The organism is Enterobacter sp. 296B2 (assembly GCF_034106185.1).
GTDB lineage: Bacteria > Pseudomonadota > Gammaproteobacteria > Enterobacterales > Enterobacteriaceae > Enterobacter > Enterobacter cloacae_N.
Map to the genome: position 1 here is coordinate 1 of NZ_JAWNCA010000031.1, position 16,408 is coordinate 16,408.

The 16,408-nt window shown below is 55.6% G+C and carries 16 protein-coding genes; 5 read left to right on the plus strand and 11 right to left on the minus strand.

The genetic code is table 11. The features are described from left to right. Positions 1-477: 477 nt before the first annotated feature. The gene (gene alaA, locus URZ40_RS19095; protein WP_111962578.1) at positions 478-1,692 is read left to right on the plus strand and encodes an alanine transaminase AlaA; all 1,215 of its coding nucleotides are present in this window, start codon (positions 478-480) and stop codon (positions 1,690-1,692) included. 94 nt (positions 1,693-1,786) lie between these two features. Next, on the plus strand, positions 1,787-2,386 hold the full coding sequence (gene yfbR, locus URZ40_RS19100) for a 5'-deoxynucleotidase (protein WP_116338568.1): 600 nt from the start codon (positions 1,787-1,789) through the stop codon (positions 2,384-2,386). Between the two features lie 82 nt (positions 2,387-2,468). On the opposite strand, the gene URZ40_RS19105 is transcribed toward yfbR, so the two are convergent. The 4 genes from URZ40_RS19105 to yfbV all read right to left on the minus strand — a co-directional run bounded on the left by URZ40_RS19105 (position 2,469) and on the right by yfbV (position 6,090). Beyond that, positions 2,469-4,301, minus strand: a complete 1,833-nt coding sequence (locus tag URZ40_RS19105; RefSeq protein ID WP_116338566.1) for an SLC13 family permease — start codon at positions 4,299-4,301, stop codon at positions 2,469-2,471. Positions 4,302-4,376: 75 nt separating this feature from the next. Continuing rightward, positions 4,377-5,036 (minus strand): sugar phosphatase, encoded by a 660-nt coding sequence (locus URZ40_RS19110; RefSeq protein ID WP_166711872.1) that lies wholly within the window; start codon positions 5,034-5,036, stop codon positions 4,377-4,379. A gap of 11 nt (positions 5,037-5,047) precedes the next feature. Beyond that, complete coding sequence (locus tag URZ40_RS19115) at positions 5,048-5,542, minus strand: YfbU family protein (protein ID WP_163330273.1); 495 nt, start codon at positions 5,540-5,542, stop codon at positions 5,048-5,050. A gap of 92 nt (positions 5,543-5,634) precedes the next feature. Further along, positions 5,635-6,090: a terminus macrodomain insulation protein YfbV gene (gene yfbV / locus URZ40_RS19120; RefSeq protein WP_061097539.1), complete on the minus strand. Its 456-nt coding sequence runs from the start codon at positions 6,088-6,090 to the stop codon at positions 5,635-5,637. A 337-nt stretch (positions 6,091-6,427) separates the two neighbouring features. Here yfbV and ackA point away from each other — a divergent pair, with 337 nt between their 5' ends. Beyond that, positions 6,428-7,630 (plus strand): acetate kinase, encoded by a 1,203-nt coding sequence (gene ackA, locus URZ40_RS19125; protein WP_116338560.1) that lies wholly within the window; start codon positions 6,428-6,430, stop codon positions 7,628-7,630. Between the two features lie 76 nt (positions 7,631-7,706). Continuing rightward, a complete protein-coding gene (gene pta / locus URZ40_RS19130) occupies positions 7,707-9,848 on the plus strand; it encodes a phosphate acetyltransferase (protein ID WP_116338558.1) in 2,142 nt (713 codons plus the stop codon). Positions 9,849-9,958: 110 nt separating this feature from the next. On the opposite strand, the gene URZ40_RS19135 is transcribed toward pta, so the two are convergent. The 5 genes from URZ40_RS19135 to URZ40_RS19155 all read right to left on the minus strand — a co-directional run bounded on the left by URZ40_RS19135 (position 9,959) and on the right by URZ40_RS19155 (position 13,941). Further along, entirely contained in the window at positions 9,959-10,912 is a 954-nt protein-coding gene (locus URZ40_RS19135; RefSeq protein WP_045259691.1) for a transketolase family protein, read from the minus strand. After that, positions 10,905-11,735, minus strand: a complete 831-nt coding sequence (locus URZ40_RS19140) for a transketolase (protein ID WP_320720991.1) — start codon at positions 11,733-11,735, stop codon at positions 10,905-10,907. Before URZ40_RS19140 ends, URZ40_RS19135 begins: the two co-directional genes overlap by 8 nt. Continuing rightward, on the minus strand, positions 11,732-13,123 hold the full coding sequence (locus URZ40_RS19145; protein WP_116338552.1) for a PTS ascorbate transporter subunit IIC: 1,392 nt from the start codon (positions 13,121-13,123) through the stop codon (positions 11,732-11,734). Before URZ40_RS19145 ends, URZ40_RS19140 begins: the two co-directional genes overlap by 4 nt. 21 nt (positions 13,124-13,144) lie before the next feature. Continuing rightward, positions 13,145-13,417 carry a PTS sugar transporter subunit IIB gene (locus URZ40_RS19150; protein WP_116338550.1) on the minus strand — a complete coding sequence of 91 codons (273 nt, stop codon included), beginning with the start codon at positions 13,415-13,417 and terminating at the stop codon, positions 13,145-13,147. An 80-nt stretch (positions 13,418-13,497) separates the two neighbouring features. Next, positions 13,498-13,941: a PTS sugar transporter subunit IIA gene (locus URZ40_RS19155; RefSeq protein ID WP_316379329.1), complete on the minus strand. Its 444-nt coding sequence runs from the start codon at positions 13,939-13,941 to the stop codon at positions 13,498-13,500. A gap of 232 nt (positions 13,942-14,173) precedes the next feature. Between URZ40_RS19155 and URZ40_RS19160 the strand changes: the two genes are divergently transcribed. Next, positions 14,174-15,193, plus strand: a complete 1,020-nt coding sequence (locus URZ40_RS19160) for a LacI family DNA-binding transcriptional regulator (RefSeq protein ID WP_316379328.1) — start codon at positions 14,174-14,176, stop codon at positions 15,191-15,193. Positions 15,194-15,196: 3 nt separating this feature from the next. On the opposite strand, the gene yfcD is transcribed toward URZ40_RS19160, so the two are convergent. Beyond that, complete coding sequence (gene yfcD / locus URZ40_RS19165; RefSeq protein WP_006811396.1) at positions 15,197-15,763, minus strand: NUDIX hydrolase YfcD; 567 nt, start codon at positions 15,761-15,763, stop codon at positions 15,197-15,199. 55 nt (positions 15,764-15,818) lie between these two features. After that, a complete protein-coding gene (gene yfcE, locus URZ40_RS19170) occupies positions 15,819-16,370 on the minus strand; it encodes a phosphodiesterase (RefSeq protein WP_320720992.1) in 552 nt (183 codons plus the stop codon). Between the last annotated feature and the right edge of the window lie 38 nt (positions 16,371-16,408).

Genomic DNA, 16,408 nt, shown 5'->3' on the forward strand with positions numbered 1-16,408 from the left:
TTGTTAAGCTTCTCAACTAATTTTATTAAAATTAACTAAAGTTGCATTTTGTTCGCTAATAATAAATAAATTTTAATTTTGATTAAAGCCATTCATTAATAACACTTAACATTAATTTCACATGATTAACTTTTAGCCGCTTCGGGCTATTACTGCAAGATTTTTCCAACACTCAGGTTTTACGAAAAGTCACTTAGCGTGACTTCTGTCTCCTTCCTGAGCGCCATTTATTTTACATCAGAACAATATACATAATTAATAGAATTATACAGCATAATTAACCTTAAACAGCGACCAGATCAATACGTTAAGTCCGCAAAATCGTCAACGACCAGCCAAATAGATTCATCAGAAATTCGCATCGTGCACAAAATCTTCTCCTGTACACCCTTCAAAACGGAGCGAGGGGGGAGTACATTATTCCGTGCTGACTTCCACGGCAGGGAGTGGCAATAATAGCGAAAAGGTTAAAGGTTCATGTCCCCTATCGAAAAATCCAGCAAGCTAGATAACGTCTGTTATGACATCCGTGGCCCGGTTCTGAAAGAGGCAAAACGCCTTGAAGAAGAAGGCAATAAGGTTCTGAAGCTCAACATTGGTAACCCCGCGCCATTTGGTTTTGACGCGCCGGATGAGATTCTGGTTGATGTGATCCGCAACCTGCCTACGGCACAAGGCTATTGCGATTCAAAGGGACTTTACTCGGCACGTAAAGCCATTATGCAGCACTACCAGGCGCGCGGTATGCGTGACGTTACCGTCGAAGATATTTACATTGGCAACGGCGTCTCCGAACTGATCGTTCAGGCCATGCAGGCGCTGCTGAACAGCGGCGACGAAATGCTGGTTCCCGCGCCGGACTACCCGCTATGGACGGCTGCCGTATCACTCTCCAGCGGTAAAGCGGTACATTATCTTTGCGACGAATCTTCTGACTGGTTCCCGGATCTGGATGACATTCGCGCGAAAATCACGCCTCGCACGCGTGGGATTGTGATCATCAACCCGAACAACCCAACGGGTGCGGTCTATTCAAAAGAGCTGCTGATGGAGATCGTGGAGATCGCCCGCCAGCACAACCTGATCATCTTCGCTGACGAAATCTACGACAAGATCCTCTATGACGCGGCACAACACCACTCTATCGCCGCGCTGGCCCCGGACCTGCTGACCGTCACCTTCAACGGCCTGTCTAAAACCTACCGCGTGGCCGGTTTCCGTCAGGGCTGGATGGTGCTGAACGGCCCGAAAAAACACGCTAAAGGCTATATTGAAGGGCTTGAGATGCTGGCGTCGATGCGTCTTTGCGCTAACGTGCCTGCGCAGCACGCGATCCAGACGGCGCTGGGCGGATACCAGAGCATCAGCGAGTTTATTGTCCCTGGCGGTCGCCTGTACGAACAGCGTAACCGCGCATGGGAACTGATCAACGATATTCCGGGCGTCTCCTGCGTGAAGCCGAACGGGGCGCTGTATATGTTCCCTAAAATCGACGCGAAGCGCTTCAATATTCATGACGATCAGAAAATGGTGCTCGATTTCCTGCTGCAGGAAAAAGTGCTGCTGGTTCAGGGGACGGCGTTTAACTGGCCGTGGCCGGACCACGTGCGTATCGTAACCTTGCCGCGCGAAGACGATCTCGAAATGGCCATCAGCCGCTTCGGGCGATTCCTCTCTGGGTACCATCAGTAATCTTAAAATCAGGCTACTTCGGTAGCCTGATTTGCATCTTCCCTCCCCTCCCCGCACAATGAAGTCCTGTCGCAGTGAAGACAAAAGGTAACCTATGAGTCAGAGCCATTTCTTTGCCCACCTCTCCCGCCTGAAACTGATCAACCGCTGGCCGCTAATGCGCAACGTACGTACAGAGAACGTGTCTGAGCACAGCCTGCAGGTTGCTATGGTCGCTCATGCGCTGGCTGCTATTAAGAACCGCAAATTTAACGGGCAGGTGAATGCCGAGCGCATCGCTCTGCTGGCGATGTACCACGACGCATCAGAGGTGCTGACCGGCGACCTGCCTACGCCAGTGAAATATTTCAACTCGCAGATTGCACAGGAATATAAGGCTATCGAGAAGATTGCCCAGCACAAACTTATCGAGATGGTGCCCGAAGAGTTGCGCGATATCTTTGAACCGCTCATCGACGAGCATCAGTATACGGAAGAGGAAAAGTCGCTGGTCAAGCAGGCCGACGCGCTGTGCGCCTATCTGAAGTGTCTGGAAGAGCTGTCTGCGGGCAATAATGAGTTTTTACTGGCTAAAACGCGTCTGGAAAAAACGCTGGAATCCCGCCGCAGCGAAGAGATGGACTATTTCATGCAGGTATTTGTACCGAGCTTCCATCTGTCGCTGGACGAGATTAGCCAGGATTCACCGCTTTAACTATTTGCCCAGCGGCGCTGTGCTTGCAGGGCCTACGCGTCATGTAGGCCAGGTAAGGCGCAGCCGCCACCCGGCGATGTTCTCAGAACGGGAATAAAACCGGAATTAACACCACGCACACCACCATCACCAGTACGGTGAACGGCACGCCCAGCTTCACGAAATCGCTGAACTTATAATTCCCCGGCCCCAGCACCAGCGTGTTAACCGGCGAAGAAACCGGCGTCATAAACGCCGCGGACGCCGCCATCGCGACCATCATCGCAAACGGATACGGCGACACGCCCATGGATTTCGCCATCGCCAGCGCAATAGGCGCCATCAGCACCGCCGTCGCGGTGTTGGAGATAAACAACCCGATCGTGGCGCACATGACAAACAGACAGACCATCATCATGTACGGACCATACCCACCGCCCACGTCCATCAAGCCTTTTACGATCAGATCCACCCCGCCGGTTTTTTGCAGTGCGAGGGCAAAAGGCATCATCCCGACGATAAGAATAATGCTCGGCCAGTGAATGGCTTTATACGCGCTTTCGGCGTCAATACAGCGGAATTTCCCCATCAGCAGGCAGGCGATAATGGCCGCGACCGGATTAGGGATTTCATCGGTCAGCATCAGCGCCACCATCAGCACCAGACAGAAAATCGCATGCGGTGCCTGGCTGTGCGCCGGTGACGCATCGCTCTCTTCGACCGGCATGTTGAGCACTACAAAATCACGTCCTTTTTGTCCGAGCTGGCTTATCAGCTTCCAGTTGCCGACGACGAGAAAGATATCGCCCAGCAGGATCGGCTCATCGACGACGGCCCCCTCCATCGCCACGCCATCGCGCTTCAGCCCCACGACGTTCAGGCCATAGCGGGTACGGAACCCCATTTCACGCACGGTTTTACCCAACAGTTCCGATTCCGGTATCAGCGACACTTCGGCCATGCCCACATCCAGCGCCTGATCGGAAAAATACTCGCCGCGCAGCACCATCGGCTCCAGCAGCTGTTCGCTGCAAAACTCACGCAGATCCACCTCCGCGGTAGACATATCGATCAGCAGGACGTCTCGCGCCCGAAATTCCGATACCCCGTTAACGTTGACGATCACCCGGCGAAAACGGCGCCAGCGCTCTACGCCAATTACGTTCGCGCCATAACGCTCGCGCAGCTTAAGGTCGTCGAGCCGCTGGCCAACCATCGGCGAGCCGGGGCGAATGGCCAGACGGCGCGCCCGCCCGGAGAGACGGTACTCCCTGATCAGATCGCGGAAGGTACGTCGCTTCCACCCCTCTTTGTTCTTATCCTGTTTGTCGCCTTTCAGGGCAAAACGGGTCAGCAGCATATAGATCACGCCCATCGCCAGAATCACCAGCCCAAGCGGGGTGACGCTGAAAAAGCTGAAGCCCTGAAATCCTTCCCGAAGCAGCTCGCTGTTGACGACCAGGTTCGGCGGCGTCGCCACCAGCGTCATCATACCGCTGATCAAACCGGCAAAGCTCAGGGGCATCATCAGGCGCGACGGCGAGCTCTGCATCCGCATGGAGACGCTCAGCACCACCGGGATAAAAATGGCGACCACGCCCGTTGAGCTCATAAATGCCCCCAGACCGGCGACCGTCAGCATCAGATAGATCAGCATTTTGGTTTCACTGCTGCCGGCCACCTTGACCAGCCACGCGCCCATGATGGTCGCCACGCCAGTGCGCACAAGGCCGTCGCCAATGATAAACAGGGCGGCAATCAGGATAACGTTGGGGTCGCTGAACCCGGAGAAGGCTTCCGGTAGCGTGAGCGTGCCGCTCAGCACAAACGCGACAATGACAAACAGGGCAACGGCATCCATGCGCACCTTGCCTGTGGCGAAGAGAATAATGGCGATTAAAAGCAGGCTCAGAACCCAGATCAGTTCACCGTTCACAACCTATCCTTGTCAGTGGAAGATGAGAAATTCTGCCATAAAAAAGCCCCAGCAGCGTGGGGCTATATCATGGGATTACATTTTTAGCGAGACGGTTACAACTCCATCGGGTGCTTTTGACACCGCCAGCGCCGTCAGGGAATTAATCACAAAGTCAGCCTCGTCCAGGCGTGGGGACCCCGCCGGAACGTTTACGGCAATGACGTGGCTACCGGCGTTCAGCCCGGCCAGCACGCCAGCGGCCGCATCTTCCACCACCACGCACTCTGCAGGCGCGAAGCCCAGCATTTCTGCACCAAGCAGAAACGCATCCGGCTCCGGCTTGCCGCGTTTGACGCGCTCTGCCGTAATGAACACCTCTGGCTTCGGTAAGCCGGCCGCCTTATGGCGGGCATGAGCGACCGGAACAGAGCCGGAGGTAACAATCGCCCACGGGATCTGCGCTTCATTCAGATGCTCAAGCAGTTCGCGCGCCCCGGGCAACGCGGTAATGCCCTCGGTATCGGTGGCCTCAATCTGCTCCAGGTATTTGAACTCCGCCTGGATCTCCTCCTCAGAACGCCCCGCTAAGAAGTGCCGCAATGAGGTAATGGCCTGTTTGCCATGGATAAAATTCAGCACGTCCTGATGATCGATGCCGTGCCGGTCGGCCCAGTGGCACCACGAGCGCTCCACAACCGGCAGCGAATCCACCAGCGTACCGTCCAAATCAAACAGAAAACCTTTACACTGCACACGCACCTCCGTCAGGCATTAATAATTTGTTGAATTTCGTTGCTGCTTAAATGGTACTGGCGCGGGCAAGCGTGCCATGCGCTCAGCATACGCTGGTATTTATCCCACATAGGGGTCTGGGCGTTGAAACCGTGCGTACCCGCATCAAAGTGGGTGTAACGCCCTTCGGTGTTCACCATAAAGCGCACGTAGCTCAGATAGCGCGCTTCCGTCGCTGCATCAAAGCCTAAGAAGGTGACGCGGCGTTCGTCAATGGACTGCTGGTCTTTGAGATTCGTCCAGGACACATGCAGGGCGTGGTACATCTCCATAATGTCGATCACGACGCGGCAGGTTTCTTCTTTCAGCTCGCCAAATTCGCGGTCCAGTTCACGCATTTGCAAACCGAACCCTCGTTCGACGATGGTCTGCAGGCGGCTGTAGCGCGCAGCGTTATCGGGATCAAGCATAGTCATCATCTTGTACTGGTTAGACAAAATCAGACGTTGAGCATGGGTCATTTCCATCTTTCGACTCCTGTAGCGCATTGCACTGTAAAAAAAAGACACGGTAACGGTTTGTTACTGTGCCTTCTTTTGTTAGTCGTTTCGATGATCAATCACAAGTCATCGAGGAATGTTTTATCCAGCTGCTTAAAAGCACGCTTTAACGTGTCCGCCAGCGCCTGGTAATCCGGCTTGCCTTCAACCGGGGCCAGCGCCTGCCCGGCCTCCTCCAGTTTTCCACGCACTTCATAAAACCAGTGTAAAATAGAAGGCGGAAGCGGCGTGATGGAGCGTTTACCTAACCACCACAGCCCCTGCATCGGCAGGCTTAACGCGAAGAGCGCCGTCGCGACGGCAGGGCCAAGCTGTCCACCGAGGGCGATTTGCCAGCACAGGGTAAAGATGGCAACCGGAGGCATAAAGCGAATCGCATAGCGCGTAGCGCGGATGGTGCGATTCTCAATAAACATTGGCGCAAGGCGCTTTTCCATTGGCCACGTCTTTGCGTAATGCTGTCCCCGACGAAACAGACTGAAAAAGTTCACGGACGGGATTTCGGGTGTCGACATGGCTGTACCTCAACTTCACATATAAAAATTAAAATTTTTGTGCAAAACCACAACAGGCTATGACAACGTTCAAAATATTTTGTCATCGCTACCCCGTATCGGGTATCCTGTGCCAGCCTGATAGGGCCATAGACGAGAAGCATTAACTCGTCAAATTATCGCATATTATGCCATTGGCTGAAAATTGTGCAAAATGGCATAAAATCATAGTTATTTCTTTCATCATGCCAGAATGTTCGTTTGCCATGATGTTAATCATAAATGTCTGAGTCATCATGCGTTACGCTGTTAGACTCACTGACGTTTTTTTAGCCACGTATCAATAATAGGTACTTCCATGTCGAGTAAGTTAGTACTGGTTCTGAACTGCGGTAGCTCCTCACTGAAATTCGCCATCATCGATGCGCTCAACGGTGACGAGTACCTCTCTGGTTTGGCCGAATGTTTCCATCTGCCTGAAGCACGTATCAAGTGGAAGATGGACGGCAGCAAACAAGAAGCGGCTTTAGGTGCAGGCGCCGCTCACAGTGAAGCGCTGAACTTTATCGTTAACACTATTCTGGCACAAAAACCAGAACTGTCTGCTCAGCTGACTGCGATTGGTCACCGTATCGTCCACGGCGGCGAAAAATACACCAGCTCCGTCGTGATCGACGACTCTGTTATCCAGGGCATCAAAGACTCTGCCTCTTTTGCTCCGCTGCACAACCCGGCGCACCTGATTGGTATCGCTGAAGCGCTGAAGTCCTTCCCGAATCTGAAAGACAAAAACGTGGCCGTGTTTGATACCGCGTTCCATCAGACCATGCCGGAAGAGTCTTACCTCTATGCCCTGCCGTACAGCCTGTACAAAGAGCACGGCGTACGTCGCTACGGCGCGCACGGCACCAGCCACTTCTATGTGACTCAGGAAGCCGCAAAAATCCTGAACAAACCTGTTGAAGAAGTGAACATCATCACCTGCCACCTGGGCAACGGTGGTTCTGTTTCTGCTATCCGCAACGGTAAATGTGTTGATACCTCCATGGGTCTGACCCCGCTGGAAGGTCTGGTGATGGGTACCCGTTCCGGTGACATCGACCCGGCGATCATCTTCCACCTGCACGACACCCTGGGCATGAGCGTTGACGACATCAACAAAATGCTGACCAAAGAGTCTGGCCTGCTGGGTCTGACCGAAGTCACCAGCGACTGCCGCTATGTTGAAGACAACTACGCTGAGAAAGCTGACGCTAAACGTGCAATGGACGTTTACTGCCACCGTCTGGCGAAGTACATCGGCTCTTACACTGCACTGATGGACGGTCGTCTGGACGCGGTGATCTTCACCGGCGGTATCGGTGAGAACGCGGCAATGGTTCGTGAACTGTCCCTGGGCAAACTGGGCGTTCTGGGCTTCGACGTTGATCACGAGCGTAACCTGGCTGCTCGCTTCGGCAAGTCTGGTTTCATCAACAAAGAAGGCACCCGTCCGGCAATCGTTATTCCAACTAACGAAGAGCTGGTCATCGCGCAAGACGCGCATCGCCTGACTGCCTGATTCCACACCGCCAGCAATGCTGGCGGTGCTGTTTTGTAACCCGCCCAATATCGGCGGTAACGAAAGAGGATAAACCGTGTCCCGTACTATTATGCTGATCCCTACCGGAACCAGCGTCGGCCTGACCAGCGTCAGCCTTGGCGTGATCCGTGCTATGGAACGCAAAGGCGTTCGTCTGAGCGTCTTTAAGCCAATCGCCCAGCCGCGTGCCGGTGGCGATGCGCCAGACCAGACGACCACCATCGTTCGCAAAAACTCCAATCTGCCAGCGGCTGAACCGCTGAAGATGAGCCACGTTGAATCTCTGCTCTCCAGCAACCAGAAAGACGTGCTGATGGAAGAGATCATCGCTAACTACCACGCTAACGCGCAAGACGCAGAAGTGGTGCTGGTAGAAGGTCTGGTTCCAACCCGCAAACACCAGTTTGCCCAGTCTCTGAACTTTGAAATCGCGAAAACCCTGAACGCAGAGATCGTTTTCGTAATGTCTCAGGGCACTGACACCCCGGAACAGCTGAACGAGCGTATCGAACTGACGCGCAGCAGCTTCGGCGGCGCGAAAAACACCAACATCACCGGCGTGATCGTCAACAAACTGAACGCGCCAGTGGATGAGCAGGGCCGTACTCGCCCTGACCTGTCTGAAATCTTCGACGACTCTTCCAAAGCGAAAGTCATCAAAGTTGACCCGGCTAAGCTGCAGGAATCCAGCCCGCTTCCGGTTCTGGGCGCGGTGCCATGGAGCTTCGATCTGATTGCCACCCGTGCAATCGATATGGCGCGTCACCTGAACGCTACCATCGTTAACGAAGGCGATATCAACACTCGCCGCGTGAAGTCCGTGACCTTCTGTGCGCGCAGCATTCCGCACATGCTGGAACACTTCCGCGCAGGCTCCCTGCTGGTGACCTCCGCTGACCGTCCTGACGTGCTGGTTGCAGCGTGCCTGGCGGCGATGAACGGCGTGGAAATTGGCGCCATCCTTCTGACCGGTGCCTACGAGATGGACCCACGCGTGAGCAAGCTTTGCGAACGCGCTTTCGCCACTGGCCTGCCGGTCTTCATGGTGAACACCAACACCTGGCAGACCTCCCTGAGCCTGCAGAGCTTCAACCTTGAAGTGCCGGTTGATGACCACGAGCGTATCGAGAAAGTTCAGGAATACGTTGCTGGCTACATCAACGCAGACTGGATCGAATCCCTGACTGCCACCTCTGAGCGCAGCCGTCGCCTGTCTCCACCGGCCTTCCGTTACCAGCTGACCGAGCTGGCGCGTAAAGCGGGCAAACGCGTTGTGCTGCCAGAAGGCGACGAACCACGTACCGTTAAAGCGGCTGCCATCTGTGCAGAGCGCGGCATCGCGACCTGCGTGCTGCTGGGCAACCCGGATGAGATCAACCGCGTAGCGGCGTCTCAGGGCGTTGAGCTGGGCACTGGCATCGAAATCGTTGACCCTGAAGTGGTTCGCGAAAGCTACGTTGCCCGTCTGGTTGAGCTGCGTAAGAGCAAAGGCATGACCGAAGCCGTTGCGCGCGAGCAGCTGGAAGACAACGTGGTGCTGGGCACGCTGATGCTGGAGCAGGACGAAGTTGACGGTCTGGTTTCCGGTGCGGTTCACACCACCGCGAATACTATCCGCCCACCGCTGCAGCTGATCAAAACGGCACCGGGCAGCTCTCTGGTCTCCTCCGTGTTCTTCATGCTGCTGCCTGAACAGGTTTACGTTTACGGCGACTGCGCAATCAACCCGGATCCTACCGCAGAACAGCTGGCTGAGATCGCTATCCAGTCCGCAGACTCCGCGACCGCTTTCGGTATCGAGCCGCGCGTAGCGATGCTCTCCTACTCCACCGGCACCTCTGGTGCAGGTAGCGACGTAGAGAAAGTGCGTGAAGCGACCCGCATTGCGCAGGAAAAACGTCCTGATCTGATGATCGACGGCCCACTGCAGTACGACGCCGCGGTAATGGCTGACGTTGCGAAATCCAAAGCGCCGAACTCGCCGGTTGCAGGTCGCGCGACCGTGTTCATCTTCCCGGATCTGAACACCGGTAACACCACCTACAAAGCGGTACAGCGTTCAGCAGACCTGATCTCCATCGGGCCTATGCTGCAGGGTATGCGCAAGCCTGTGAACGACCTGTCCCGCGGTGCGCTGGTTGACGATATCGTCTACACCATCGCGCTGACGGCGATCCAGTCTTCGCAGCAGCAGTAGTTAAAAAGCCCGGTGGCGCTAGCGCTTACCGGGCCTATGGTTTTGTAGGCCGGATAAGCGAAGCGCCATCCGGCAAAAAAGGCGACCACTTAACCGGTCGCCTTTTTTATTTACAGCAGCTCTCTCGCCGCCGACACAATGTCATGCGCAGTAAGACCATATTCCTTCTGCAGGAAATCCTGCGTCCCAACCTGACCGTAGCGCTCCTTAACGCCCACCCGACGCATCGGCACCGGGCAGGTTTCCACCAGCACTTCCGCCACCGCCGACCCCAGGCCGTTGTGAATGCTGTGGTTTTCGCAGGTGACGATGCGCCCGGTTTTCTCGGCGTAGTTTTTCACCAACATTCGGTCGATAGGCTTCAGGGTAAACATGTCGATGACTGCCGCGCTGACCCCCTCCTGCTCTAGCTGGCGCGCCGCCTCCAGCGCCTCCGCCACCATGATGCCGTTGGCAATCAGCGTGATATCGCTGCCTTCGCGCAGCACGTTGCCTTTGCCAATGGTAAAGGTCGAGCCCGGCGCATAGACGCTCGGCGCCTGCTTGCGGATGGTGCGCACCCAGTAAAAGCCTTCGAGGTCGATAAGCTGACGCAGCACGTCCTCGAACATCACCGCGTCTGTGACCTCCAGCACCACCGAATGCGCCAGACCGCGCACGATGCCCATATCTTCGAACGACATGTGCGTCCCGCCGTTGTGGCAGGCCGTCACGCCCGCGTCTGAAGCAATCACCTTCACGTTGTTACGCTGGTAGTCCAGGGACATAAACAGCTGGTCGAAGCAGCGGCGGCTGGCAAACGCGGTGAAGGTATGAACGAATGGCTTACGCCCGGTGAGCGACAGCCCCGCCGCGGTGCCAATAACGTTGGCCTCCATAATGCCGCAGTTAATCACGTGCTGCGGATAATCGCGCGCTACGCCGTCCATCGCCATCGAGCTCATCAGATCCGCTTCCAGGGCGATAATCTCGCTGCCGGCCTCAATCTGCTTTGCTACGAAGCCCGCGTAGACCTTACGCATCTCAACGGCGTCTTTCTGTCCTGCCGGTGCAACCTTAATCATGTGAAGCCTCCAGTTGGCAAATCGTCTCGTTGAGGGCCGCTTTGCTCTCCGCGGTCAACCGCAGGTGGTGCGAGTTGCTGAGCTGTTCCAGGTACGGCACCCCCTGCCCTTTGATGCTGTCGAGGATCACCACCCGCGGACGCGCATCGGCCTCCGGTACCCTTGAAGTCACCTCCAGCAGCGCCGGAACGTCATCCCCCTTCACCGTTAATACGTCAAAGCCAAAGGCGCGGAACTTCCCTTCCAGGTCGAACGCGCTGATGATCTCGTCCAGCTCGCCGTCGAGCTGCTGTTTGTTCCAGTCGACGAACACCGTCAGGTTGTTGAGGCGATGGTGGGCGATAAACTGGAAGGCTTCCCAGCACTGACCCTCGTTCAGCTCGCCGTCACCGACGATGCAGAAGACCCGATTCGGCCGCCCCGCGAGCTTGTGCGACAGCGCCATGCCGCCAGCGATGGAGATCCCCTGCCCGAGCGAGCCGGTGGTGGCGTCCACGCCGCGCGTTTTCAGGCGGTCCGGATGGCTTGGCAGACGCGTGCCGTTCTGGTTCAGGGTGCTCAGCTCCTCCATCGGGAAGTAGCCCTTAATCGCCAGGGTGCTGTAGAGCGCCGGGCCCGCATGGCCCTTCGACAGCACAAAATAGTCGCGCTCCGGCCAGTCCGGATCCGCCGGGTCGATCTTCATCACCGCGCCGTACAGCACGGCCAGTGTTTCGACCACCGACATGCTGCCGCCGTAGTGCCCAAAGCCCAGCTGCGTTAGCGATTTCAGCGTCTCAAGGCGGATCTGGCGCGCCAGTTCAGTTATCTCGTTCTCATTCATGATTTGGCTCCGGTGTTTTCCTGCGCGTTACCGCCAGCAGGTTTGTTTTTCGCGAAGACGTTGTACGCCACCAGCAGTGCGAACAGCGCCACAACCAGCCCGGTGATGGCGAGCGGCGACAGGAAGCGCGCCAGGTTACCCAGCACAATACCGACCGCGCCGAAATCGGCATCCGAGAAGGTGGTATTAGCAAAGCCAATCGCGCCCAGTACCGGCAGCAGCAGAACCGGCAGGAAGGTGATCAGCAGGCCGTTGGCGAAGGCGCCTATCATTGCCCCGCGGCGTCCGCCGGTGGCGTTACCGAACACGCCCGCCGTCGCGCCGGTGAAGAAGTGCGGCACCACGCCCGGCAGGATCAGCACCCAGTTGAACTGGCCGCAGATGATTAACCCCACAATCCCCCCCAGGAAGCTGAACAGGAAGCCAATCAGCACCGCGTTTGGCGCATAGGGATAGACCACCGGGCAGTCCAGCGCGGGACGCGCGTTCGGGACCAGTTTTTCCGAAAAGCCGGTAAAGGCCGGGACGATTTCTGCCAGAATCAGGCGCACGCCCTGCAGGATGATGAACACCCCCGCCGCGAAGGTGATCGCCATGATGATGGCGTATACCAGGTAGTTCTGACCGCCGCTGAAGGTCGACTCGACATACTCGCGTCCGGCGCTCACCGCCATGATCAGGTAGATAATCATCATGGTCAGGGAGATGGAGATCGAAGAGTCGCGCAGGAAGCTCAGGTTCTTCGGCAGGTTCATCTCTTCGGTGGAGCGGGAGCCTTTGCCGACTTTGCTGCCAATCCAGCCGGACAGCACGTAGCCCAGCGTACCGAAATGGCCAAATGCAATCTCATCGTTGCCGGTAATACGCTTCATATAGCGCTGCGCAATGGCCGGGAAGAACGCCATAATCAGGCCGAGGATCAGCGAGCCGGTAAACACCAGCCCCACGCCCTCAAAGCCCGCCACGGTGAGGATCACGCCAATCATGCACGCCATATAAAACGTGTGGTGCCCGGTCAGAAATATGTACTTCAGACGGGTAAAGCGCGCGACGACAATATTCGCCACCATGCCGAAGGCCATGATCAGCGCGGTCGAGGCACCGTATTTTTCCAGGGCTATCGACACTATCGCTTCATTGTTAGGAATAATGCCCTGGATATTAAAGGCGTGCTCAAACATGCCGCCTAAGGGATTTAGCGACCCCACCAGCACCGTGGCGCCGCCGCCCAGCACAATAAAGCCGAGAATCGTTTTAATTGTGCCTTTTACGACATCTGAAAAAGATTTTTTCTGCGCAACAAGACCAATTAACGCAATTAACCCCACCAGCACCGAAGGGACTTTTAAAATATCGACAACGAAATTCAGCGTTTCAAGGATAAACATATCCACCTCGCCTTATCAGGGTTATTGTCTGTCGAACCAGGCGCGCAGCTGCGCTTCGAGTTCGTTGATATCAATGATGTTGTTGATCACTACCAGCTGGCTTTCCGGCACGCTGGCGCTTGCCGCAATGTCTTTCGCCATCACGAACAGGTCCGCCGCGCCCGGCGTGGCGGAGGAGAGATCGGAGTGTTCAACCTCGGCGTCAATGTCCAGCTTTTTGAGCACCTTTTTAATGTTCATTTCGACCATAAAACTGCTGCCCAGGCCAGAACCGCAAATAGCCATGATTTTCATTGTTGTCCCCTTATTTTGAGTAGAGCACGCCCCATCACGCTGGCGCGTAATGTTGGGAAGAATCGGATTAAAGAATTAAATCAGAAGCGGTCAATAATGGTTTTAATATCCTCCAGGGTATTCGCCTGATGTAATTTCTCCATATCCTCGTCGCTGGAAAATAGTTCTGCGAGTGCGGATATCATTTCAATATGGCTATGTTTATCCGGTGCCGCGAGCATAATAATCAGATCGACAGGGTCAAACTCTCCGGCACCAAAAGAGACGCCCTGTTTTAGTTTTAGTAATGACAAGCCCAGTCCTTTGGCGCCCTCCTCCGGCCGCGCATGCGGCATGGCCAGCCCTGGTGCCAGCACATAATAGGGTCCTAACGTATGGTGCTGCTGAATGATTGCCGTCACGTATTCCGGTGCAATCACCTGCAGATCCAGCAGCGGTTTCGCGCACATCTCCAGCGCCTGCGGCCAGCTTTCAACGCTATCCTGCAGCGTAATGGTTGTATCATATATCCACTTTTTGAGCATTTTTCCCTCCCGCTAAACGCTAAAGATGGGCAAACTTTATTCAACCCATCAATCATTGACTGCGATCGCGATCACAAAGATAGCGCTACCAATAACTAACATGCAGAAGTGTGATAGCGCTATCAAATTGTCATCATCGTGTGAAATCACAGCAAAAAAAGGGATTTAAGGCGTATACTGCCTGTCACCTGAAATGAAGGAAAAAGAACGCGTCTGGTCAGCAGGAAGGTGTATGTCTTTAACCCGAAAACGGCGCAGTACCGGAAAAGTCACGCTCGCTGATGTCGCACAGCTTGCCGGAGTCGGCACGATGACCGTCTCCCGTGCACTCCGCACGCCTGAACAGGTTTCCGATAAACTGCGTGAAAAAATTGAAGCTGCGGTGCAGGAACTGGGCTATATGCCCAATCTCGCCGCCAGCGCACTGGCATCGGCGTCGTCATGGACGATTGCGATGGTTGTTCCCAACCTTTCCGAAGCCGGTTGTTCAGAGATGTTTGCCGGGCTACAGCAGGTGCTGCAGCCGGCCGGATACCAGATCATGCTGGCTGAGTCCCAGCATCGTCTTGAACAGGAAGAGAAACTGCTCGAAACGCTGCTGGCGTCGAATATCGCCGCCGCGATTTTGCTCAGCGTCGAGCACACCGACACCGTTCGCCACTGGCTGAAAAATTCGTCGATTCCGGTGATGGAGATGGGTGCTATGCGCGCCGATCCGATCGATATGAATATCGGGATCGATAACGTGGCGGCCATGTTTGAGCTGACGGAAATGGTGATCAGGCGCGGCTACCAAAATATTGGCCTGCTGTGCGCCAACCAGGAGCAGTGGATTTTCCAGCAGCATTTGCAGGGCTGGTACAAGGCGATGCTGCGCCATCATCTGTCGCCGAACCGGGTGATTAACGCGGCGATGCCGCCGAGCTTCTCGACCGGCGCGGCACAGCTGCCAGAGTTCCTGCTGGCGTGGCCGGAACTGGATGCGCTGGTGTGCGTATCAGACGAGCTGGCCTGTGGCGCGCTGTATGAATGTCAGCGTCGACGCATTAAAGTGCCGGACGATCTGGCAGTCGTGGGCTTTGGTGATAGCGACGTGAGCCGCGTTTGCCAGCCGCCGCTGACGACGATGGCGGTACCGCATCGTAAGATTGGGATTGAGGCAGGAAAAGCGCTACTGGAACGTCTGAATGACGGAGACTGGCGCGACCAAAAACCCATCGCGTCCAGCCTGTGCCTGCGGGAAAGCTGTTAAGGCTTACTCAGCCTCTTCCTCTTTTTCCGCTTTGTTTTCCGGCTTAGCGGATTCGTTTTTGGCGTTGCGGGTCATCCACAGCGCCAGCGCCTTTAATGAATCTGGCGTGAACTCGTCGCAGCGGGCAGTAATCTCTTCCGGCGTCATCCAGCAGACTTCGCTTACTTCCTCTTCCTGCAGGGCGAAAGGCCCGTGGGACACACAGCTAAACAGTCCGCCCCAGACGCGGCAATGCTCGTCTTCGAAATAGAACTGACCGTGCTCGGCAAACGGCACCCCGGCGATGCCTAACTCTTCTTCCGCTTCACGACGCGCGGAATCCAGCAGCACTTCATCGGCCTGCACGACGCCACCCGCGGTGGCATCCAGCATACCCGGAAGAAAATCTTTAGTGTCCGTGCGGCGCTGGACCAGAATTTTGCCCATGCCGTCATGCACAACGATGTACGTTGCACGGTGACGCAGGCGCTCTGCACGCATTTGTTCGCGGCTCGCCTGCGCGATCACTTCATTTTCTTCGCTGACAATGTCAACCCATTCAGTACTTGCCAAATGATTCTGCTCCACCATCGGGAAACCTTCTCGTCTAAGCGCTCTTTCGGCGCGTTTGCAGTTGTGGTGTAACTTACGGATTAATCGCTACCTGCGCAATAACTTGCTGATCATTAAGTGCGATAACGCTCAGGGTATTTCCATCCAGCATGCCATAGCTCGCAGGATATCTGCCTTTCGGGATGCTGACCGACCCCGGGTTAAAGTGATAGATCTCACCGCGTTTTTCAGCAACCGGAATATGAGTATGACCGTAAACCAGGACATCGCCAGCCGCGAGCGCAGGGAGATTGTCCGGGCTAAAAAGATGCCCATGCGTCAGGAACAGCCGGCAGTTTTCCAGCAGCACCTGTTGCCACGGCGCGGTAAGAGGAAAATGGAGCAGCATCTGGTCCACTTCGCTGTCGCAGTTGCCGCGCACGGCGATAATGCGCGAGGCAAAGGAGTTGAGCTTCTCCGCCACCTGCGCAGGGGCATAGCCTTCCGGCAGCGCATTGCGTGGCCCATGATTTAACACATCCCCCAGAATCACCAGCCATTGCGCCCCGCTTTGCGAAAACAGAGAAAGCACTCGCTCGGTCGCGGGCAGCGATCCATGGATATCCGACGCAAACATCAGTTTCATCCGTCACTCCCAGGTAAAAAAACTGCCCTTATCATACC